Raw genomic sequence first — 20,818 nt, 5'->3', positions numbered from 1 at the left:
CTCAGTTGGCCAACACCGCCTTCCACTGCGAAGGAACGCTGCCATGACCAGTCAGCTCGACAACGCGGTCCGCACCCTGGCGCAATCCCACTTCCGCACGCTGCGCATTGGCACGCCGTTCCAACCGCGTATCGACGCCCTAGCCAAGACCCAGGACTGGTACAATTGGGCCGGCTACCGCGCGCCGCATTCGCTTTGGGACGAGGAGCTCGAATATTTCGCCGTCCGCAGCCAGGCAGCACTGTTCGACATCTCGCCGATGACCAAATACCGGATCGAGGGACCGGATGCCGAAGCCTTCCTCGACCACGTCACCTTGCGCGATGTCACCAAGCTCAGGCCCGGCCGTGTTCATTACACCGCGTGGTGTGACGACGAAGGTTTTGTCCTGGATGATGGTACGCTTTTTCGCTTGTCGCCGACACGCTTCCGGCTGTGTTCGCAGGAGCGGCATCTGCCGTGGCTGCTGGACAGTGCCCTTGGCTTCGACGTCATTGTCGAGGAAGAAACCGAGGCCGTCGCCGGGCTCGCCTTGCAGGGCCCAACCGCCTTCGCCGTGCTGCGCGATGCCGGTTTCGCCGGTGTCGAGAAGCTGAAAATATTCGACCTTGCCGAGTTCCCGCACGACGACGGCACGGCCACCATCTCGCGCACCGGCTTTACCGGTGATCTCGGCTACGAGCTGTTCGTGCCCGCCGACAAGGCGCTCAGCCTGTGGGACCGGTCGATGGCCGCGGGCGAACTTCGCGGCATCCGCGCCATCGGCTACACCGCGCTCAATCGGGCTAGGCTCGAAGCCGGGCTGATCGTCGCCAATGCCGATTTCACCACCGCCGAACACGCCATTCGCGCCGACCGCCGGCGCATGCCCGATGAGATCGGGCTCGGCTTCATGATCGATCTGGAAAAAGGCCATTTCAACGGCCGTCGTGCCATCCTCGAAGCGAGGGCGAAACGCAAGCTGCGCCATGTCCTGGTCGGGCTGGAGATCGAGGGCAACATCCCGGCCGAACACGCGATCGTCTACCACAAGAAGTCAAAGGACGTCGGCCTGGTCAGCGCCGCCATGTGGTCGCCGATGGCCAAGCGCAACATCGCCATCGCCTCGCTGACGCGGCCCTATGGTGATACTGTCGTGGAGGACCTCTGGGTCGAGATCTACGCCATGCGCGAGCTGCAGTACCAGAAGCTGATGAAACGGGCCAAGGTCGTGGCGCGGCCCTTCATAAAGCTCGACCGCCGCACCGCCAACCCGCCATCGGATTTCTGACCATGACCGAGGAAGCGGGCAAGCACCAGGAAGAAGGCGAAGCCGCCGAGCAGTGGGAGCTGGTCAACACGCCGCTCGGCGAGAAATGGTCCGGCCGCACGCGCTATGCCGCCGCCATGTTCTTCTACAAGCAGGGCGAGATGAGCGCCGAGACCCTCGAAGTCTACCGCATCTGCGCGCGGTTGGATGCGGAAAACCCCTTGCCGATCATTCGCGATCGTGGCGTCGGCAAGGACTGGCTGAAGCGCATGGGCTTCGAATAAGCCACTCTAACCTATCGTTCTTTCCAGCATGCTCAGCCAGTTGCGGTAGGCGATCTTTTCGATCAGCGCGCGGCCGAAACCGCGTGCCGCCAGCGCATCGATGAGTTTCGGCAGGCCAGCGACGTCGCCGATGACGGCCGGGATCATGGCACCGTCGAAATCCGAGCCGAGACCGACGCCGTCCTCGCCCAAAGCCTGCAGCAGGGAATCGATATGGCGCACCATGATGTCGAGGCTGGTGTCGGCATTCATGCGGCCGTCCTCGCGCAGGAAGCCGGTGGCGAAGTTGAGGCCGACCATGCCGCCGGACTCGCGGATCGCTCCGAGCTGCCAGTCCGTCAGATTGCGCGAATGGCCGCAGATCGCGTGCACGTTGGAGTGGGTGGCGACCAGCGGCGCATCGCTAAGTGCTGCAACATCGCGGAAGCCCTTCTCGTTGAGATGCGAGAGGTCGATCATGATCTTCAGTTCATTGCAGGCCTTGACCAGCGCCTTGCCGGCATCGGTCAGGCCAGGTCCGGTATCGGGCGAGGACGGAAAGCGGAACGGCACGCCATTACCGAACGCATTCGGCCGGCTCCAGACGATGCCGAGCGAACGCAGGCCCGCGGCATGCAGAACGTCGAGCATGGTGAGTTCGGGATCGATCGCCTCGACGCCCTCGATGTGGAACACCGCGGCAATCGTGCCTTGTGCCATGGCGTTGCGCACGTCGCCGGCACTGCGGCAGATCGCCAATGCGCCGGCGCGCTCAAGCCGGAACAGGATGGACGCCATGGCGATCGTCGAGTTGAGCGCATCGGCGCGCGGAACCTCGGGCGGCAGCGGCTCGCTGTCGCTCGGCGCCGAAGGCACGGCGCTGCGCCGCGCTTTCTCGACCGGCGGCGGGAAGATGGCGAACATGCCGCCGGCGAATCCGCCGGCCTTCGCGCGCGGCAGGTCGATATGGCCGCCCGATTTCCCGTCGATGAACAGCTTTTCGACGTCGCTGTCCTTGGACTGATAGAGCCTCAGCAGCGTGTCGTTATGGCCGTCGAAGACGGGGACGAAGTCGGAGTCTGTCATAGGGGGTCATTCGGTTCGTTCATCGGCGCGGGAGCGATATATCATACCCACTTAGGCACGATGTGCTACCCGCGCAAATGACAAAGCCTGTCCGACCTACTGCTTCAGCACGTCGGCCCATTCCGGATGGCGGCGGAACTGGGCGTTGGCGAACGGGCAGAGCGGAATGATCTTCTTGCCCGCTGCCCGCGCGTCCTCGACGGCGCGGGTGACGAGCCGAAGCCCGGCGCCCTGGCCGCGAAAGGCGTCCGGCACTTCGGTGTGGTCGATGATGAGCTGGTGCTCGCCGATCTTGGTGAAGGTCATCTCGGCCTCGGCGCCGCCGGGGCCGCGCAGGAAGTAGCGACCCTTGGATCCGCGATCTTCAAGTTCGATCTCTGGCAATTGATCGGGCATCTCTACACTCCTTGGACGACACCGGCAAAAAGCCGCCGCGCCGCCTCGATTTCGTTTGGCCGCACCTCATGCCCGCCGTCGTGCCACTCCACTGTGACATCGGCGCCATCGGCACGCAAATAGGCTTCCAGCCGCGCCGTCAGGTTCGGCGGGCAGATCGGATCGCGCCTGCCGGCGGTCACCAGGATGTGACGGCCGGCAAGGCTGCCTTTCACCTCCGGTTCGAACGGGATCAGCGGATGCATCAGCACCGAAGCGTCGAACAGGTCAGGGGCTTCGAACACCAGCGAGGCCAGGATGTTGGCGCCGTTGGAATAGCCGAGGCCCAGCACGGCCGACGGCTTCGCAGCCTCGACATGGGCCTTGACGAATTCAGCCATCTTGCCCGTCGCCCGCGCCAGGTCGTCCATGTCATAGACGCCCTCGCCGGTGCGGCGGAAGAAACGCGCCGCACCTTGTTCGGAAACATCGCCGCGCGGCGAGATGATGGTGGCCTGGGGCGCGAGATCACGCCCCAGCGAAACAAGCTGGCTCTCGTCGCCGCCCGTGCCATGGAAGACGAAGAGCAGCGAACCGCCCGGCGAACCGGGCAGCACCTTGTGGATGAAAGCGTCCTTGCTCATCGTCTCAGCCCTCCAGCTTCTGCAGATGCTGTTCGAGATAGAGCCGCAGGTGCTGATGCTGGGTGGGCAGCTTCAGCGCCTCGCCGAGATGGGCGGTGTCCTCATCACGGTCGAAGCCCGGCTCGTTGGTGGCGACTTCGAACAGCACGCCGCCTGGCGTGCGGAAATAGATCGCCCAGAAATAGTCGCGATCGATCACCGGCGTCACGCCATAACCGGTATCCATCAGCGCTTTGCGCACTTCGAGCTGCTTGGCGCGGTTCTCGACGGAGAAGGCGACATGATGGACGGAGCCCGCGCCGAGGTCGGCGAAAGGGGCAGTCGGCAGCGATTCGATGTCGACGACATCGGCGCCGTTGCCGTTCCTGATGGCGAGCCGCCTGACATTGCCTGACTTGTCGACCTCCTCGTAGCCCATGAACTTCAACAGCTCCTCGGTGGCGCCGCCATCCTTCAGCCTGAGCGAAACCGAGTGAAAGCCGCGGATCGCCTCGTCCGCGGCAATGCCGCCTTTCACCCAGGGCGCTCTGCTGTCGGCCTTGTCCTCGACGAGGGCAAAGCCATCGCCGTCCGGGCCGGCAAATCCGAGCCGCTTCTCGCCAAAGCTATCCTCGCGGGCAACATTGGTTACGCCTTCGTCGGTGAAGCGTTTTTCCCAATAGGCGAGCGTGCCTTCCGGCACGGAGTAGACCGTGGTGCCGACTTCGCCGACGCCATGGCGGCCTTTGCCAATATTGGGAAACGGGAAATAGGTCATCACCGAACCCGGCGTTCCGACCTCGTCGGCATAGTAGAGATGGTAGACGTCGGGCGCATCGAAATTGACCGTCTTCTTGACCCGGCGCAGGCCAAGCTTGTGGGTGAAGAAATCATTGTTCTGCCGTGCATCCCTGGCCATCGAGGTGACGTGATGCAGGCCCTTGATCTGGTCGAGCATGGTCTTTGCTCCTTCCCTTGGTGCTTGTGCGGCCTCGCCGCTGTCCACGCCAATATGAGGACGCGATCGATTGTGGCAAAGGCGGCAAACACAGAATGGACTGTGCTTCAAAAGTGAACAATGAGAAGGTGCTTGTTCACCATCCGGCCAACAGCCTTGGTCTTGCGCGATTGATGGAAATCGGTTGCATGTGCGCATTCGAATATACTGGGAAGGGTAGCGCAAGTGACTGGAAAAGGCAGGCGGCCGAATGTCCTCCTCATCACTTGCGACCAGTGGCGCGGTGATTGCCTGTCGGCTGCCGGCCATGCCCAGGTGAAGACACCGAATGCCGATGCGCTGGCCGCCGAAGGTGTGCTGTTCAAGCACCATTACGGCGGTGCGGCTCCGTGCTCGCCCGCGCGTGCCTGCCTCTACACGGGCCTCTACCAGATGAACAACCGTGTCTGTCGCAACGGCACACCGCTCGATGCCCGCCACGGCAATATTGCGCTTGCCGCGCGCAGCGTCGGTTACGATCCGACCTTGTTCGGCTATACCGATGTGTCGCTCGATCCGCGCCAGCTTGCACCGGCCGATCCGCGGTCGCACAGCTACGAAGGCGTGCTGCCCGGCTTCACTGTGCGCCAATTGCTGCCCGAACATCAGAAGCAGTGGTTGTCCTGGCTGAAGCAGCAGGGCATCGATGCCAGCGCTGGAAGTCCTGATATCCATCGCTCCGTTGGCGAGGCGGACGGCGAGGTGACTGAGGCGCCACCCATCTACTCGAAGGATCAGACGCCAACGGCCTTCCTCGCCGGCGAATTCATCCGCTGGCTGAGCGAGCAAGAGGAAGCCACGCCATGGTTTGCGCATCTTTCCTTTATCAGCCCGCATCCGCCCTTCATCGTGCCGGAACCGTACAACATCCAATACGATCCGGCGGCCGGCCCCGCTTTTCACCGCGCGGAAAGTTGGCGTGCCGAATCTCAGGGCCACCCCTACATCGCCTATGATCTTGGCCGGCAAGAACGCGCGAAGTTCCGCCCCGGCGCCACGGGCAAGGTACACGACTGGAGCGAGGACGATTTCCGCCGTATCCGGGCAATCTATTACGGCATGATCTCGGAGGTCGACGCGCAGCTCGGCCGCCTATGGCAAGCGCTGAAAACCGAAGGCGCGTGGGACAACACCATCATCGTGCTCACCTCCGACCACGCCGAAATGATGGGCGACCATTTCATGCTGGGCAAGGGCGGCTATTTCGACGGCAGCTACCATATCCCGCTGATCATCCGCGATCCACGCCACCGTAAGGCCGCCGCCAGCAAGATCGATCGCTTCACCGAAGCGGTGGACATTTTGCCTACGCTCATCGACCTGCTCGGCGTGGCTCCCGAGCCGCATCTTGACGGGTGCTCGCTGAAACCCTTCTTGAGCGGTGGAACTCCAGCCGTTTGGCGCGACGCCGCGCACTGGGAGTTCGACTTCCGCTCGGTCGCGGACGGTGAAGCCGAACAGCACTTCGGTATTACCTCGCGCCAGTGCAACCTCGCTGTCATCCGCACACAGAAATTCAAATATGTGCATTTTAGTGGCGGCTTGCCGCCCCTGCTTTTCGATATGGAGGACGACCCTGGCGAACTGAAGAACCTCGCCAGCAGTCCGGCACACCGTTCCACCCGGCTGGAATTCGCCGAAAGGCTGCTTGCCTGGCGGGCCGAACATCTCGACCAGTCGCTTGCACTCTGGGAACTGACGGAAAACGGGGTGGCTGGATATGCCAGGTAGCAAGCAGGGCGGTAAGGGATTTCCCCTACCGCCCGCATCCTTGCCTACCGGACGACGAGGCGCTGCTCGTCGCGCTTCTGGGCGTAGGAGCCCTTATTGTAAGCCGCTTGCTTCTCAAGCTGCTCCTTGGTGAAGGTCGTATAAAGGTACTTCTTGCCGTTCTTGTCGGTCATGAACTTCAAATTATCCATGCCGACCGCGACCTCCTTCGAGCCGATGCCGAGGAAGCCGCCGACATCGACGATCACGGCATCGGTTTTCTTGTCGGGCGTCAGCACGACATCGCCGATCTCGCCGACCTTGGCGTCGTTGGCGCCATAGACCGTCGTGCCCTTCAGATCGTCAGCCCTGATCTCGCCGATCGGCATCTCCGTCAGCTTCGACTTGTCGATGGCCGCGGTCTTCGTCTGGTCAGGAGCCGTGGCGTCAGCCGGCGCCGCCGCTGTCTTGTTCGCCGGAGCGGCAGCGGGGGCTGTCGTGACAGCAGGCGCCGTTGCCGGCGCGGTTGCCGCCGGCGCGTTCGATGCCGTCGTGGCCGGCGCCGGATCATAGGCCTTGCGGTTGAAGTCCGGCTGGGCCTGCAGCTCTTCCTTGGTGGTCTGCGCCACCAGCCAGCGGTCGCCATTCTTTTGCGCCCACTGCGCCTTGGCGAAATCATAGGCGACGTTCTTTTCGCCTATGCCGAGGAAGCCGCCCACGCCAATGATCAGCGACTGCGCCTTGCCTTCCTTGGTCAGTACGATGTCGTTGACGTCGCCGATCTTCTGCGCGTCATCGCCTGTGCCGTTGTAGACATTTTCGCCAATGATGTTTGTGGCCAGGTTGCCATCAGCCTGTTTCACCGGTTGCGCGTTCGCCTCTGCGGGCTTCTGTGCTGCGTCGGTCGACGTAGCCGGCGCCTGGGCAGTCGTCGGTGCGGCCGGGGCCGGCGCATAAGCTTTGCTGTCGAACTCCGGATGCGCCTTCAGCTCGTCCTTGGTTGTCTGGGCCACGAGCCAGCGGTCGCCGTTCTTCTCGGCCCATTGCAGCTTGTCATAGTCGAAGGCGACGTTCTTGGTTCCGACGCCAAGGAAACCGCCGACACCGATGACGACCGACTTCGCCATGCCGTCCTTGTCAAACACCACGTCAGTGACCTTGCCGATATTCTCGGCATTGTCACCAGTGCCGTTGTAGACGGTTTCGCCGATGATATTGGTGACGATGCTGCCTTCCGCCCGGATCACTGGCGCTGCCGGCTCCTGAGCGGCCGGTGGGTTCGCGGGGGCTGGGGTTGCGTTTTGCGCGAAGGCACCGGTTGCAACCATTGTTGCAAGGGCGGTTGTCGCTAAAAGGGTGCGGATCATGATAATCTCTCCTCGTGCCTGATTTCGTGCACGCCGCGTAGATCGGGCGCGGCATCTCTACAGGTTCACAACGTCGTGACCATGCTGTTGTTCCGACAAAAAAACCGCGGCATCCGAGACCAAAACCACCAAGTGGATGCGTAACCGCCAGCCGACGCAACCCCTGAATTCCGACCTTGGATACTGGCCTGGATTCCAGCACAACCGGAACCTTTCCTGGTCCACTGCGTTTCGACTCCGGCTAGGCAGGCCTGGGCCAGTTTTGATTGAACAGCGGAGCCGGGCATGAATTTTGCAGCGGTGCTGAACCGGGACGGCGGCACCTTGCGCACCACCGATCTCATGGCCTTTTCCGACCGGATGCGTCAGACGCTGGAATCGGCGGGCCATTCTCTCAGCATCGACATCGTTGCCGGCCGGGATATCGCGGAAACCCTCGACAGCGCCGTCTCGCGCCGCACCATCGACGTCGTGCTCGCCGGCGGCGGCGACGGAACCATCTCAGCCGCGGCTGCCAGGCTGATGGGCAAGAAAAAGGCGCTCGCCATATTGCCGGCCGGCACGATGAACCTGTTCGCGCGCGGTCTCGGCATTCCGCAGTCGCTCGATGCCGCCCTGGAAACCTTCGCCGACGGCGAAATCATTGCGGTCGACATGGCCACGGCCAATGGCCAGCCATTCGTTCATCAGTTCTCGATCGGCATGCATGCCAAGATGGTGCAACTGCGCCAGAAGATGGAATTCGGGTCGCGCCTGGGTAAGATCGGTGCTTCAGCCAAGGCCGCCTGGGCGACGATCAAGAACCCCCCGGCAATGAACGTTACGCTCGGCATTGGCGACGCCGAGATGACGGCGCGCATATCGGGCATCGGCGTCACCAACAATCTGTTCGGCGAAGGCCATTTGCCTTATGCCGACAACCCTGCGGGCGGCGTGCTTGGCATCTACGTCACGGTGGCGCAACAGCGCGCTGAACTGGTCAAGTTCTTCTTCAACATGGCGCGCGGCAAATGGCGCGACAACGAGCACGTCGAAATCCATCAGGCCGACCGTGCAGTGCTGAAAATCCATTCCGGCGGCAGAAAATTTCGCGCCGTGATGGATGGCGAACTGGTCAGGCTCGATCGTGAGACGACAATCGAAATCAAACCCGGAGCGCTCAATGTCCTGGTGCCGGCCAGCGTGGCCCAGGCGAAGGCCGCCTAATGCGGTGTGAAGCCACGGGAGCCGCGATTTAGCCGGAGGGCGCCGGGCCGGAATCCGGCGGAGCGGGGACGTGTTGTTCGCCTGTGTTCGGTGCTTTGATCAGCTCGCCGTAAATCTCGACGACACCCCACGCGATGAGCGCAAGGAGCAGTCCGGCGATCAGGATTTGGAACCCATGCCAACCCCATCGCCCCTGACGCGCTTTGTTTTCGGGAATGTTCTTGGTCATGGCGGTTCCTCATCTGGCTTCGCGTTGGCTGGCCCGATCGGCAAATCACGCTCGGGTAACGGTCCCTCGCAAGGATGGTTCCGGCTGCAAGGCTGTCTCGGGCCGGCGGGGGCAAGGACATCACGGCAAGCCGTTGGAGACCTGGTTGGATAGCAGGGTGGAAACTGTGTCCAGCGCGACGGCGTCTTCGCCGAGATATCGATGGCGCTGGAATATCTGTCGAAGTGACACGAGGCGGGCCGGCCGGCGCTGCTATCCCTCGCCGGCATCCGGACGATCGGCGTCGGACTTCACGTTCTCGCGGTAGATGGCATAGGCCGCGAGTGCCACGGCCGGACCAAGAATAATCCCGAGCCCCCCTTTTCCCTTGAGCCCACTTTTTCCCTTGAGCAATGTCGGTAGCACCGCGAGCGCGGCCGTAATGCCGATCGCCTTCATGTCGGCCTTGCGCCGCCTTGCTTCGCGGCGGACCTGGGCGTCCGACACCAGCCGATGGATCAGAACAATAAGGCCCGCGATCACCAGGAAGCCGACACCGAAACCAACCGCGGCAGCCAGCGATCCATAGCGCGCCGATGTCCAGATGTAAGCCGCCCCGACCAGGAAGCCGAGGCCGCAGAATGCCGCCAGCGCTGCAAGCGCATAGACGATGGCCGCCGTGCGCGCGCGGCGCACCACAGCCATTGTTTCACCCGAAGCGAAACCCGAGAGCAGGGAAGCCAGCAGTCCCATCTCGGCGAAACTAGCGACGCGCGAGCAGCGCGAACAGGAAGCCGATGCCAGCGGCGATTGCCAGCGACGTTACCGGCTTTTCGCGTACGCTTGCCACCATTTGCGCCTCGATATCCCTGGCGTTGCCGCGCAGGCTGTCGAAGGCGGCCTCCCCTTGGGCGCGCAACTGCTCGACGCCTTCGGCCGCCGCCCGGCGGGCCGTGCCGTAGCCGTGTTCACCGATCTGGGCCAACTGTTTGGTGAGCTTGTCGATATCGGCCTTCAACTGCCTGATGTCGGCTTCAAGATCTGAATTCGTCCGCGCTTCGTTGGCGGTTTTCCCTGCGGCGGTTGCCATTGCTTAACTCCTTGTGATTGCTCGATTTCAAACGCGATGCGCGTCTCAAGGTTCCGATGCCGGGGCAAACTAGGCGAAAACCAGGTCATGCGCACCCGATCCCCCAACTCTGGCAAGAAGCGCTGCGTCAGATCAGCGGCCGTAACGGCCATTCCTCGCAAGGATATTGCCGGCTTGAAAAACGCGCTCGGTCTTGCTTGGCATTTGCAAATGCCTGCCGCCAGCAGGTCCGTTCCACGCGCCTGCCTGAGATTGCCCTTTCATCGGCGGCGCATATCTTTTTTAAATGACAACACACCGAATTGCGATCATGACTCCCGACGTTTCAAGGAGCAATTGCCTGTGCCTCAATTACTTGACGGATTGCGCATTCTTGTCCTGGAGGATGAATACCTCATAGCCATGGATGTCGAGCAACTCTGCCGCGACCACGGTGCCAGCGAGGTGGTGGTTGCCCGCGACCTGTCCGAGGTCGATGGCCGGAAGGTCGCGACGGATTTCGACGCGGCCATTGTCGATCTAGTGCTGGGCGGTGCCTCGACGCTCGAATTCGCCGCGGGCCTGCGTGAAACCGGCGTCCCGTTCGTTTTCGCGTCCGGCTATTCGGATGCGGACGAGATCAAGGCGTCGTTCCCCGGGGTGAGGCTGGTCACCAAGCCCTATTCAGGCGAAGACCTCGTCGAAGCCGTGGCGCTGGCCTACGGTCGCGGCTCCCCTGGCAGAGACTGACGCGACGTCCAAATCGCCGTTATTCGGCCCGCATTCAATGCGCCGCCGTCCCCGTGACCTGAGCCGAGATCGCATCGGGACCATACTCGTCCTCCCCGGAGATTTTCAGGATTTCCTGCAGGCGCGTGCGGGCCCTGCTGACGCGGCTCTTGATCGTTCCGACCGCGCAACCGCAAATTTCAGCGGCCTCCTCATAGGAGAAGCCCGAAGCGCCGATCAGGATGATGGCTTCGCGCTGGTCCTCCGGCAATTGCTCGAGAGCGCCGCGAAAATCCTTGAGGTCGAGTTGGCCGTGCTGGGCAGGGTGTACTGCAAGCCGGGCCGTCATGATGCCGTCGCTGTCCTGCACCTCGCGGCCGCGCTTGCGCATTTGCGAATAGAATTCATTGCGCAAGATCGTGAAAAGCCACGCCTTGAGGTTGGTGCCGGGCTGAAAGCTCTCATGCTTGTCCCAGGCCTTGACCAGCGTTTCCTGAACGAGATCGTCGGCCTTGTCGGCATTCTGAGTCAGCGACACGGCAAAAGCCCGCAAGCTTGGGATTGCCCCAAGCAAATCGGTCTTGAAGCCTTGGGAGACCGCTGCCATGCCTCAGTCCTTCTTCTGTGCGGGTTCGGCCTGTTCCAGTTGGCTGAGCAACCGGGCGAAGCGATCCGGCACATTGTCGGAGACCAGCTCGTCATAATATTGTTTGAGTTTGCGCCCGATTTCGGAGTTCGGCCCAAGAGGGTCGCCGACGCCGTTCCGGCGCCTGCCCGCGGCGCCAGCCAGAATATCTTTCGTCATATCCTTCATTTCGCCCTTTTATTCCCAGAGCTCAAGCCGCTCACACACAACACAAGACAAGCGCTGCCCTCGTCTGGTTTGCCCAACCCAGCGTCAAAACGCCATTGCCACTGATTCGTTCCACATCAGCGGAACTTTTTCGGAAAAGCGGCGTTATTTTCACTGGGCTTGCAATCAGCTTGACCTGCAATGCATCCAACCGCGTCATTTGAGGGAGACGTCCATCATGAGCTTGTCCGCCACCATCGCTCCGCATCTGCCGTTCCTGCGGCGCTTCTCGCGTGCCGTCTCGGGTTCGCAGGAGAGCGGCGACGCGCTGGTCGCCGCGATGCTTGAGGCCATCATTGCCGATGTCGACATCTTCCCGGAGGCGTCGAGTGACCGGATCGCCTTGTACAAGGTTTTTGCCAAGCTCTTCACATCCGTTGCCATCCGCGTTCCGCAGGAGCAGTCACAGTCGGCCTGGGAGCAGCGCGCGGCCGCCAATCTCAATGCGATCGCGCCGCTTCCCCGCCAGGCCTTCCTGTTGGTTGCCGTCGAAGGTTTCAGCGAGGACGAGGCGGCCGAAATCCTCGATGTCAGCGACCAGCAGTTCTCCGAGCTGCTCGCCCAGGCAAGCAACGAGATTTCCCGTCAGGTAGCGACCGACGTGCTGATTATCGAGGATGAGCCGCTGATCGCCATGGACATAGAGGAGATGGTCGAAAGCCTCGGTCATCGGGTCGTGGGAACGGCGCGCACCCATGCCGAAGCGGTGACGATGTTCGGCAAGACCCGACCGAAGATGGTCCTGGCCGATATCCAGCTCGCCGACGGCAGTTCAGGCATCGAGGCCGTGAACGAAATCCTCTCTTCGACATCGGTGCCGGTGATCTTCATCACCGCCTTTCCCGAACGTCTCCTGACCGGAGAGCGCCCCGAACCCGCCTTCCTCGTGACCAAACCGTTCAATCCCGACATGGTCAAGGCGCTGATCAGCCAGGCGCTGTTCTTCGACCGGCAGGCCAAGGCTGCCGCATAGATCGCTGCCTCGGACGCAGGACAGAGACATCAAGGCCGCTGGATGCGATTGTTTCCGGCGGTCTTTTTGACAAGCCGGATCGGCCACCGGCGACTTTCCGGCCCGCGCCGCCCGGAACGATTTGCAAGCACCGTCTTTTTCGGCGAAGGGTGGAACAAACCGCATCCACCCACGTTTTTGTCGCATCATTGGAAGGAGATGAGCCATGCTTTACTGGGCGCTCGTATTTCTCGTCGTGGCGATTATCGCCGGCGCGCTTGGTTTCGGCGGCATTGCCGGCACCTCCGCCGGTATCGCGCAGATATTGTTCTTCATCTTCCTGGCTTTCCTGATCATTTCGCTTCTGGCCGGCCTGTTCAGGCGGGCGTGAGCCTGGCGAGCTATCAGGCGAACACTGGAAGCCGCACCCCTCAAACGGTTTCCAGCCACCGCCGGGCGGCGTCCTTCAATGGATACCGTCCGGCGGACCGCTTTTAGGGAACTCATTCGACAGTGAGCCGTTCAGCCTGAGTTGGGTGAACAGATTGACCTATGCGCTCCAGGACTTCAGATAAGACGGAAGGCGCACGGAGCGATGAAGTCATCGCCATGCACCCCGCTGAAAGCGGCATGCAGCTTGGCCGTGCCCTTCTTCACGCCCTGCACAATGCCGGCATTTCCGTTCTTTATCAGGATCGCGAGATGAAGACCGTATGGGCCCGCAACATGCGCGCGCCCTGGGCCTCCGATGAGGTCGAGGGGAATGGCATCCTGCCGATGGCGCATACCGACCGCATCGCCGCCGCCAAGCGCGAGGTGGTCGCAACCGGCGATGCTCAGCGCCTTGAAATCAGTGTCCCGGTCGAGAACGGCGTTCGCTGGTTTCAGATCTGGGTCGATGCCGACCGAGGCGATGATGGCAATGTACAAGGCGTCGTCACCACCATGGTTGAGACGACCGAGCAGAAGCGGCGCGAACAGACATTGACGACGTTGCTGCGTGAAGTCAGCCACCGCTCGAAGAACCTGCTGGCGATCATCCAGAGCATCGCGACCCAGACCGGTCGTTATTCCGACGGCGTCGGCGACTTCCTGACGCGCTTCCGCGGCCGGCTGCAGTCGCTGGCCTCCTCCCAGGATCTGGTGACATCCTCCAACTGGCGAGGGGCAGCCCTTCATGAACTGGTGGCGAGCCAGGTCGGCCGCTACGGAGCGAACCCATCGCACAGCCTTCGCTTCCGTGGCGCCAATCCCTACCTCAATCCCAACGCCGCGCTGCATATTGGCCTGGCGATGCATGAACTCGCCGTCAACTCCGTCAGCTACGGCGCCCTGTCCCGGCCGGACGGTTTCGTCGAGGTCACCGCCGACCTCAACGCCGCCGCCACGGGGGACGTGGCCTTGTCTTTGACATGGGCCGAAACGATAGGGACCGACGACGATGGGAGCGGTCAAAAGCGATTCGGCAGCGTCGCGTTGGAGCGTGTGGTGCCAGCGTCCCTGAACGGAACCGCGAACCTCGATATCGGCGACGGCCACCTCGAATACCGCCTGGTCGTTCCGCACAGCAATTTCGAGACGCAGTGAGAGCCCGGCAAGCAGCGATTCTTAACCGGCTGTTCACCATAAGAGCGAATACTGTTTTTCCCAGACATCGCCGGAACCCACCCCTTTTTCGGACATCGTTGGCAGGCTTGCAGCGCGGTACGGGAGGAACGTCTTGACGGTTGCCGACATGAACAGACTGGAACAAGCCGCCCGGATTTCGATGGGCGAATTTCAGGAATCCGAATCCTCCGCAAGAACACTCCCTGAAGCAGGCAAGGGTTTGATGAAGGGGCTCGTTCTTGCGCTGGCCGCGAAAATGTCGCTGGCCGTTCTTTGGCAGTTGACCTGACTTAGCTCCTGCTCTCCTCACCGTGCGCGCTGTTGAAATCGCCGATCGATCAACGCGGGGGCACCTTCGACCGTGAGAGCCCCGTTGGAATGACAGGAACTTTTTGATGATGTTGATCGTTATTGCGGCTAGAGGAACATCTGTCATGCAACACATAACCGCGTTGGCCGAATGCCGGGAATTGCAGGTCCCTGTCAGTGTTTTTGCGACTGCTGACGAATGCAACGCTGAGCGCCCCTTCGCGATGGGCGACGTACAGGGGCAGGCGCAGCATGTCGTCACCAAATGCCTCGCGGTCGATCCCGCGTTGGAGGACGAGTACGATCAACTTGTCTGGAAGATGCGGCCAGACGGTAGCCTTGACGCTTCGTTGACCATATCCGGCCTCGTGATGGCGTCGAACACGATCCGCCCAGAAAAAGACGACGTTAATCAACAATAAATTGCAGCAGCAAAGGCCGTCGTTTCGTGCTAAACGGCGGTTGGAGCTTACTAAAGTGTGGACACAAGTGAGGAGTGACTCTATGCGGAAAATACTTATTGCCATGGTTGCGGTGGTCGCCGTCAGCGGCTGCACCACGACCGAGCAGGACGTCGTCGGCGGCGGCTTGATCGGTGCGGGCGTAGGCGGGTTGGTCGGCGGCGGCAAGGGCGCGCTGATCGGCGCGGCCGTCGGTGCCGGGTCCGGCCTGCTGGTTCGCAACCTGCGCAACGGCTACTGCCAGTATCGCGATCATCGCGGCCGGATCTACACGGCCCGCTGCAACTAATTCAGCGATTAGAGCAATCAGGAGCGGCTCGGCGATTTCTATCAAACGCTGAACCGCTCTAAGGGAATACAAAACCGGGGGCCATGTCGGCCTCCGGATTTTCTTGGCCGTTGCCGATCGGCAGGATTTCAGCCGACCAACGGAATTCTGATTTCCACCTTCAGGCCGTCAGCCTGGAAATCGCGCTTGATCGTGCCGCGCAATTCGCGGGTGACGTTGAGGTCGATCAGTTTCGTACCGAATCCGGTCACGGCCGGCGCCTCGATCTTGTTTTTTCCAGCTTCCCGCCAGTTCAGCGCCAGGATCCGCTCGCGTCCACGGCCTTCCAGCGACCATTCCACTTTCAGCGCCCAATCCCCCTTGAACGAATTCGCGGAATTGCCGGCTTCACCATATTTCAGCGCATTGGTGGCGAGTTCATGAAAGGTCAGGCCAAGCGCCTGCGTCGTGGTTTCATCGAGCAGCACCTCCGGGCCTGAGAGGAGCCCCTCCGGCAGCTCCTTGCCGAACACCTGGCCGAGTTCGATGCGCAGCAGGTCGGCAAGGTCGGCTTTCTGCCAGCGCGAGCGCGTCAACATGTCCTGCGAGGCGGCCATCGCCTGCAGCCTGGCCGAGAAGGAAGCGGAGAACTCATTGACGTCGGTTGCCCGCGACGCCGTCTGCCGGGCGATCGCCAGCACCCTGGTGATCGAGTTCTTGATGCGATGCTTCATCTCCTGCAGCATCAGGTCCTTTTCGAGCAGGCTCTTTTCCGTTGTTTCATGCAAGGCCGACACCGCGTCATAGGCCCGCTCCTGATAGCGCGCCACCAGCGCGATGGCGCCGGCCAGGAGCAGGCCGAACAGGCCCAGCATCACAGGGATGGCGCGCGACGAGGGTTGCGAGAAGGCACTGGTCGGCCTGAACAACACGGTCCACGGGCGCCCAGCCACGGTCATCTTGCGGGTGACCAGCAGCCGGTCTCCCAAGGATGAAGCCGGTGGCGTCTCCGAGCGGAACAACAGATTGTCGCTGTTTGCCGTTCCGTCATAGATCTCTGTGTTGACCGGCAGCAGCGGCGCGCGGCTCAGCGCGATCTGGAACAGATCCCGGGCGCGGAAGGCGGCATAGAGAAAGCCGGCGGTCGAGGAGCGCGATGCGTTGATGACCTCCGGCGCCGTTTCGACGTTGAGCCGCACGAAGACCAGGAAGCCGGTGAAGGTCTGCGCGGCACCCGTGCCCTGGCCGAGCTGCACCAGCCCGCTTGCATGCTGTTGGTCGTCGGCCATCGCCTTTTCGATCGCCGCGCGCCGCACCGGCTCGCTGAACATGTCGTAGCCGATGCTGGCCTGGTTGGACGGATCCAGCGGCTCGAAAAGCGCAACCGGCGTGCGCCAGGGCTGCGTCGTATCCGGATAGACCGAATGGCTGGCGCCGAAATCGTGGAGGATGTCGCGTTCGACCGTTTCCTCGTCGCCCGTCTTGACCAGCCGCAGGAAGCCGATGCCGCGCAGGCCGCCGAAATTGCTGTCGACATCCAGCGCCTTGAAGAAGGCCTTGAACTCGTTCTGGGAAATATCGCCGTTGCGCGCGTCGAACAGGGCCTGCGTCGAGCGCAGCAGCGACAGATGCAGGTCGATGCGGCTCTCGATCCGATTGAGGGCGTCATCGGCCGCCCCTTCGAACTTGATACGGGCGGCTTCCTGCGTCGCGAAATAAGCGAATCCCGCCATGGTCATGCTGATCAATGCAACGGCAATGAACGCGACGATTGGAAAAAGCTTCTTCAACGGATGATGCGGTCCACGATCAAACAGGACCTTTATGGGCAAGTCGCCGGGCCAACACAATGGTCAGGCCAAGCCATCGTGATCACTGGCATATCATGTGAACGGCAACGGGGCGTGCCCGAGCAGCCTGGCCGGCCTCAGGCGGCGATCTTCAGCGCACCCGGCCCCGGTATGGCACCTGGAGGACATTTCCCCAGGATGATCATGCCCAGCACCTCGTCCTGGGTGACATCCGTGGTGCGTGCCGTGCCGACGACCTGACCGTTCTTCATCACGCAGATCCGGTCGGCAAGCTCGAACACGTCGTGGATGTCGTGGCTGATCAGGAAGATGCCGATGCCCTCGGACTTGAGCTGCCTGACCAGTTCGCCGACCTGTGCCGTTTCCTGGGGGCCGAGTGCCGCCGTCGGCTCGTCCATGATCAGGATGCGGGCGTTGAACAGGATGGCGCGTGCGATCGCCACCGACTGGCGCTGTCCGCCCGATAGTTTGATCACCGGTTCCTTGAAACGCTGGAAGCGAGGATTGAGCCGCCCCATCACCTTGCGCGCCTCGGCCTCCATGGCGACGTCGTCGAGCGTGCCCCAGGCGGTCATCAGCTCGCGGCCGAGGAACAGATTGGCGGCGGCATCGACATTGTCTGCCAACGCCAGCGTCTGGTAGATCGTCTCGATGCCGTATTTCTTGGCGTCGCGCGGGTTGGAGATCGCTGCCTCCTCGCCATTGACGAATATCTGGCCGGAGTCGCGCTTGTAGGCGCCGGACAGGATCTTGATCAGCGTCGACTTGCCGGCGCCGTTGTGGCCGAGCAGCGCCACGACTTCGCCGGGGAAAAGATCGATCGAGGCATCGTCGACGGCACGGATGCCGCCGAATGCGATCGAGATATTACGCATGTCGACCAGCGCGGTGGCTGCAGGAGCAGTCTTGTCAATCACGGCGATACCTCCCTAAACGCGCTTGCGGTAAACGGTGTCGAGCCACACCGCGATGACCAGCACGGCGCCGACGACGATGCTCTGCAGAGGCGAATCGACGCCGAGCAGCACCATGCCCGACTGCAGCGACTGCATAAGCAACGCGCCGAGCATGGCGCCGATGATCGTTCCCGAGCCGCCGGCAAGCGACGTGCCGCCGATAACGGCCGCGGCAATGACGAGCAGCTCATCCAATGTTCCAAGCACATTGGTGGCCGAGTTCTGCCGGGCCGACGAAATGGCGGCGGCGATCGTGGCCAGCACGCCCATGATCATGAACACCTTCATGGTGATCCAGCGCGTGTTGATGCCGGCGAGGTTGGCCGCTTCCGGATTGCCGCCGATGGCAAAGACATAACGGCCGAAACGGGTGCGTTTCGTGATGAAGGTCATGACCAGCCCGACGGCGACGGCCATCAATACCGGTATGGCGATGCCGTGGGCGATGAATAGCCCGCCCTCCGGCACGGTGATGTTGTTGGCGGCCGCGTACCGGTTCACGATGCCGATCGGCCACGGATAGGAGTTGGCCAGCCACACCGCGCCCATGATGACGGCACAGGTGACGACGCCGAGCAGCGTCTCGGCCCAGATCGGCCGCAGCGGGAAGCGGAACCGCTTTCGTTGCACCCGCCCGTTGAACACCGCAAACACGACGGCCAGGCAGGCGACGATGCCTACGACCCAGCTCCAGGTCGCGCCGATCGATCCGGCCGGTCCGCCGCCCATCAGCTGGAAGGTGGCGTCGAGCGGTGCCACCGTCTGGCCGCTGGTGACCCACCAGGCGGCACCGCGCCAGACCAGCAGGCCGCCCAGCGTGACGATGAAGGCCGGCACGTCGAGATAGGCGATGACGAAGCCTTGGAAGGCGCCGATCAACAGGCCGAGCGCCAGGCCGATGACCAGTGCCAGCACCCAGATCCATGGATTGCCGAGTTCAAGCCCCACGAACCGGACCAGGAAGTGCACCTGGGCAAAGCCCATGACCATGCCGATCAGGCCCTCGGCGGAACCAACGGAGAGGTCGATGTTGCGCATGACGATGACCAGCACCATGCCGCAGGCCATGATTGCGACCGCGGACGTCTGCACCGACAGATTCCACAGATTGCGCGGCGTCAGAAACGTGCGGCTGTCGAAATCGAACGGATTGACGCCAAGACGCAAGCTCGAAATCACATGCAGCGCGACCCAGATCAGCAGCAGGGCGCCGATCATGCCGAGCATACGGGTGTCGATCTCGGTCGCTTTCAGGAACCGGGCGACCGCGCCGAGTTCCGAGGCGCGCGCGGTATCGGCCTGCAGGTTGGACGTCGTATCGGTCATGATTTCCTCCAACCGGCTGGCCGTCTGACGCGGATGCCGAACCCAGCCTAGAAGCTATCCGCGTGATGCGGAAACACAAATCTTTTTGAGAAAACGCCGCGGCTTGGGGCCGCGGCGCCTTCATTTCTGCAAGCGGTCAAACTCAGTTGCAGGCCGCGACGCTGCCGGCGGCGACGCCCGCGCAGACTTCGTCCTTCTTGATCCAGCCGGCGTCGATGACGAGGTTGAGATTGTCCTTGGTGATGGCGACCGGGGTCAGGAACAGCGACTTGACGGTGTTGCCGCCAGGCGTCGTGAAGTCCTTCGCGCCGGCGATGTCGGTCATCTTCTTGCCGTCGGCGAGCTGCGAGGCGATCTCGGCGGCGTTCTTGCCGAGTTCACGCGCATCCTTCCACACCGACACGGTCTGGGTGCCGAGCGCGATGCGGTTGAGCGCGGCGTGGTCGCCGTCCTGGCCAGAGACTGGCACGGTGCCGGCGAGGCCCTGCGCCGTCAGCGCCGCGACGACGCCGCCGGCGGTGCCGTCATTGGCCGCGACCACGGCGTCGACCTTATTGTCGTTGGCGGTGAGGAACTGCTCCATGTTCTTTTGGGCGTTGGCGGGCAGCCAGCCGTCCGTATAGGCTTCGCCGACATTCTTGATCTTGCCGCTGTCGATGGCTTCCTTCAGCACTTCCATCGAGCCCGAGAACAGGAAGTCGGCATTCGGATCGGCACCCGAGCCCTTGATGAAAACGTAATTGCCTTCAGGCTTCACCTTGAACACCTCGCGGGCCTGCATGCGGCCGACTTCCTTGTTGTCGAAGGTCAGGTAGAAGACATCCTTGTTCTCGATCAGGCGGTCATAGCCGACGACCGGAATGCCCTCGTCGAGCGCCTTCTGCACCGCCGGGCCGATGGCCGAAGCATCCTGCGCCAGGATGATCAGCGAATTGGCGCCCTGCGAAATCAGGCTTTCGACATCGGTCAGCTGCTTGCCGGGATTGGACTGCGCATCGGCGGAAATGTACTTGTCGCCCGCGGCCTCGATCGCCTTCTTCATGGCGGCCTCGTCGGTCTTCCAGCGCTCTTCCTGGAAATTCGACCACGAAACGCCGATGACCTTGTCCTTCGCCTGCGCCACCGACGCCAGCGTCAGCGACATGGCGACACCCGCCAGGATGGCGACTGTGAATCTCTTCATGATATATCCTCCCTGCGCCGCGTATGGCGCGACCAAACTGGCCCGAAGGCCGGCATAAAGACCCTATTTTTTCGAGCCTCGAAAAAACACTGATCCATCGTCGGAACACTGTCAACATCGATTCTGATGGATTTTGAGGTGCCGGGAACCTTTTTTCGAGTCCCGCAATAAATAAATGACAGCTCCTGCCGCTTCTGCCAGTATTCGGC

General features: G+C 62.2%; 25 protein-coding genes. 11 read left to right on the top strand and 14 right to left on the bottom strand.

From position 1 onward, the window contains the following. Positions 1 to 43: 43 nt before the first annotated feature. Both M653_RS0102850 and M653_RS0102845 read left to right on the top strand, forming a co-directional pair. Positions 44 to 1,270 carry an aminomethyltransferase family protein gene (locus M653_RS0102850; protein WP_027141924.1) on the top strand — a complete coding sequence of 409 codons (1,227 nt, stop codon included), beginning with the start codon at positions 44 to 46 and terminating at the stop codon, positions 1,268 to 1,270. A 2-nt stretch (positions 1,271 to 1,272) separates the two neighbouring features. Continuing rightward, entirely contained in the window at positions 1,273 to 1,533 is a 261-nt protein-coding gene (locus tag M653_RS0102845; protein WP_027141923.1) for a hypothetical protein, read from the top strand. 6 nt (positions 1,534 to 1,539) lie between these two features. On the opposite strand, the gene M653_RS0102840 is transcribed toward M653_RS0102845, so the two are convergent. The 4 genes from M653_RS0102840 to M653_RS0102825 all read right to left on the bottom strand — a co-directional run bounded on the left by M653_RS0102840 (position 1,540) and on the right by M653_RS0102825 (position 4,554). Beyond that, positions 1,540 to 2,598 (bottom strand): dipeptidase, encoded by a 1,059-nt coding sequence (locus M653_RS0102840; RefSeq protein ID WP_027141922.1) that lies wholly within the window; start codon positions 2,596 to 2,598, stop codon positions 1,540 to 1,542. Positions 2,599 to 2,694: 96 nt separating this feature from the next. Beyond that, positions 2,695 to 2,994, bottom strand: a complete 300-nt coding sequence (locus M653_RS0102835) for a GNAT family N-acetyltransferase (protein WP_006200562.1) — start codon at positions 2,992 to 2,994, stop codon at positions 2,695 to 2,697. A 2-nt stretch (positions 2,995 to 2,996) separates the two neighbouring features. Next, positions 2,997 to 3,617 (bottom strand): alpha/beta hydrolase, encoded by a 621-nt coding sequence (locus M653_RS0102830; protein WP_027141921.1) that lies wholly within the window; start codon positions 3,615 to 3,617, stop codon positions 2,997 to 2,999. Between the two features lie 4 nt (positions 3,618 to 3,621). Next, entirely contained in the window at positions 3,622 to 4,554 is a 933-nt protein-coding gene (locus M653_RS0102825) for a VOC family protein (protein ID WP_027141920.1), read from the bottom strand. A gap of 225 nt (positions 4,555 to 4,779) precedes the next feature. On the opposite strand from M653_RS0102825, the gene M653_RS0102820 reads away from it, so the two are divergent. Continuing rightward, on the top strand, positions 4,780 to 6,324 hold the full coding sequence (locus M653_RS0102820; protein ID WP_027141919.1) for an alkaline phosphatase family protein: 1,545 nt from the start codon (positions 4,780 to 4,782) through the stop codon (positions 6,322 to 6,324). A 44-nt stretch (positions 6,325 to 6,368) separates the two neighbouring features. Here the strand turns inward: M653_RS0102820 and M653_RS0102815 are convergent, their stop codons facing one another. Continuing rightward, a complete protein-coding gene (locus tag M653_RS0102815; RefSeq protein WP_027141918.1) occupies positions 6,369 to 7,670 on the bottom strand; it encodes a PRC-barrel domain-containing protein in 1,302 nt (433 codons plus the stop codon). A 285-nt stretch (positions 7,671 to 7,955) separates the two neighbouring features. On the opposite strand from M653_RS0102815, the gene M653_RS0102810 reads away from it, so the two are divergent. Beyond that, positions 7,956 to 8,876, top strand: a complete 921-nt coding sequence (locus M653_RS0102810) for a diacylglycerol kinase family protein (protein ID WP_027141917.1) — start codon at positions 7,956 to 7,958, stop codon at positions 8,874 to 8,876. A gap of 28 nt (positions 8,877 to 8,904) precedes the next feature. Here M653_RS0102810 and M653_RS01000000131990 read toward each other — a convergent pair whose 3' ends face one another. The 3 genes from M653_RS01000000131990 to M653_RS0102795 form a co-directional block, all read right to left on the bottom strand. Continuing rightward, positions 8,905 to 9,105, bottom strand: coding sequence for a hypothetical protein (locus tag M653_RS01000000131990; RefSeq protein WP_032934944.1), 201 nt, complete (start codon positions 9,103 to 9,105; stop codon positions 8,905 to 8,907). Positions 9,106 to 9,357: 252 nt separating this feature from the next. After that, on the bottom strand, positions 9,358 to 9,837 hold the full coding sequence (locus M653_RS0102800) for a hypothetical protein (protein WP_027141916.1): 480 nt from the start codon (positions 9,835 to 9,837) through the stop codon (positions 9,358 to 9,360). A 10-nt stretch (positions 9,838 to 9,847) separates the two neighbouring features. Further along, complete coding sequence (locus M653_RS0102795; protein ID WP_027141915.1) at positions 9,848 to 10,174, bottom strand: DUF883 family protein; 327 nt, start codon at positions 10,172 to 10,174, stop codon at positions 9,848 to 9,850. Positions 10,175 to 10,348: 174 nt separating this feature from the next. Between M653_RS0102795 and M653_RS0102790 the strand changes: the two genes are divergently transcribed. Next, entirely contained in the window at positions 10,349 to 10,903 is a 555-nt protein-coding gene (locus tag M653_RS0102790) for a response regulator (protein ID WP_348626224.1), read from the top strand. Between the two features lie 34 nt (positions 10,904 to 10,937). On the opposite strand, the gene M653_RS0102785 is transcribed toward M653_RS0102790, so the two are convergent. Both M653_RS0102785 and M653_RS0102780 read right to left on the bottom strand, forming a co-directional pair. Beyond that, positions 10,938 to 11,489: an RNA polymerase sigma factor gene (locus tag M653_RS0102785; RefSeq protein WP_010911883.1), complete on the bottom strand. Its 552-nt coding sequence runs from the start codon at positions 11,487 to 11,489 to the stop codon at positions 10,938 to 10,940. A 3-nt stretch (positions 11,490 to 11,492) separates the two neighbouring features. Then, positions 11,493 to 11,696 (bottom strand): NepR family anti-sigma factor, encoded by a 204-nt coding sequence (locus tag M653_RS0102780; RefSeq protein ID WP_032934943.1) that lies wholly within the window; start codon positions 11,694 to 11,696, stop codon positions 11,493 to 11,495. A gap of 217 nt (positions 11,697 to 11,913) precedes the next feature. On the opposite strand from M653_RS0102780, the gene M653_RS0102775 reads away from it, so the two are divergent. The 6 genes from M653_RS0102775 (at position 11,914) to M653_RS0102750 (ending at position 15,354) form a co-directional block, all read left to right on the top strand. Continuing rightward, on the top strand, positions 11,914 to 12,708 hold the full coding sequence (locus M653_RS0102775) for a response regulator (protein ID WP_027141912.1): 795 nt from the start codon (positions 11,914 to 11,916) through the stop codon (positions 12,706 to 12,708). A gap of 205 nt (positions 12,709 to 12,913) precedes the next feature. Further along, a complete protein-coding gene (locus M653_RS1000000135255; protein WP_006203859.1) occupies positions 12,914 to 13,078 on the top strand; it encodes a DUF1328 domain-containing protein in 165 nt (54 codons plus the stop codon). A gap of 161 nt (positions 13,079 to 13,239) precedes the next feature. Then, positions 13,240 to 14,274 carry a PAS domain-containing sensor histidine kinase gene (locus M653_RS0102765; RefSeq protein ID WP_027141911.1) on the top strand — a complete coding sequence of 345 codons (1,035 nt, stop codon included), beginning with the start codon at positions 13,240 to 13,242 and terminating at the stop codon, positions 14,272 to 14,274. A 133-nt stretch (positions 14,275 to 14,407) separates the two neighbouring features. After that, the gene (locus M653_RS1000000137200; RefSeq protein ID WP_084636368.1) at positions 14,408 to 14,584 is read left to right on the top strand and encodes a hypothetical protein; all 177 of its coding nucleotides are present in this window, start codon (positions 14,408 to 14,410) and stop codon (positions 14,582 to 14,584) included. Positions 14,585 to 14,693: 109 nt separating this feature from the next. After that, entirely contained in the window at positions 14,694 to 15,026 is a 333-nt protein-coding gene (locus M653_RS0102755) for a hypothetical protein (RefSeq protein WP_198028697.1), read from the top strand. A gap of 82 nt (positions 15,027 to 15,108) precedes the next feature. Next, positions 15,109 to 15,354 (top strand): YMGG-like glycine zipper-containing protein, encoded by a 246-nt coding sequence (locus M653_RS0102750; protein ID WP_027141909.1) that lies wholly within the window; start codon positions 15,109 to 15,111, stop codon positions 15,352 to 15,354. Between the two features lie 128 nt (positions 15,355 to 15,482). Here M653_RS0102750 and M653_RS0102745 read toward each other — a convergent pair whose 3' ends face one another. From M653_RS0102745 to xylF, 4 genes are all read right to left on the bottom strand, one after another. After that, positions 15,483 to 17,123 (bottom strand): CHASE domain-containing protein, encoded by a 1,641-nt coding sequence (locus M653_RS0102745; RefSeq protein ID WP_027141908.1) that lies wholly within the window; start codon positions 17,121 to 17,123, stop codon positions 15,483 to 15,485. Between the two features lie 137 nt (positions 17,124 to 17,260). After that, positions 17,261 to 18,019 carry an ATP-binding cassette domain-containing protein gene (locus M653_RS0102740; protein WP_245262046.1) on the bottom strand — a complete coding sequence of 253 codons (759 nt, stop codon included), beginning with the start codon at positions 18,017 to 18,019 and terminating at the stop codon, positions 17,261 to 17,263. A 54-nt stretch (positions 18,020 to 18,073) separates the two neighbouring features. Next, positions 18,074 to 19,426, bottom strand: coding sequence for a sugar ABC transporter permease (locus tag M653_RS0102735; protein WP_027141906.1), 1,353 nt, complete (start codon positions 19,424 to 19,426; stop codon positions 18,074 to 18,076). A gap of 142 nt (positions 19,427 to 19,568) precedes the next feature. Then, a complete protein-coding gene (gene xylF, locus M653_RS0102730; RefSeq protein ID WP_027141905.1) occupies positions 19,569 to 20,609 on the bottom strand; it encodes a D-xylose ABC transporter substrate-binding protein in 1,041 nt (346 codons plus the stop codon). Between the last annotated feature and the right edge of the window lie 209 nt (positions 20,610 to 20,818).

Origin of the sequence: Mesorhizobium sp. WSM3626, from assembly GCF_000513935.1 — a bacterium.
Lineage (GTDB): Bacteria > Pseudomonadota > Alphaproteobacteria > Rhizobiales > Rhizobiaceae > Mesorhizobium > Mesorhizobium salmacidum.
Note: the sequence above shows the minus strand (reverse complement) of the source record. Positions and strands in the feature narration are given on the sequence as shown.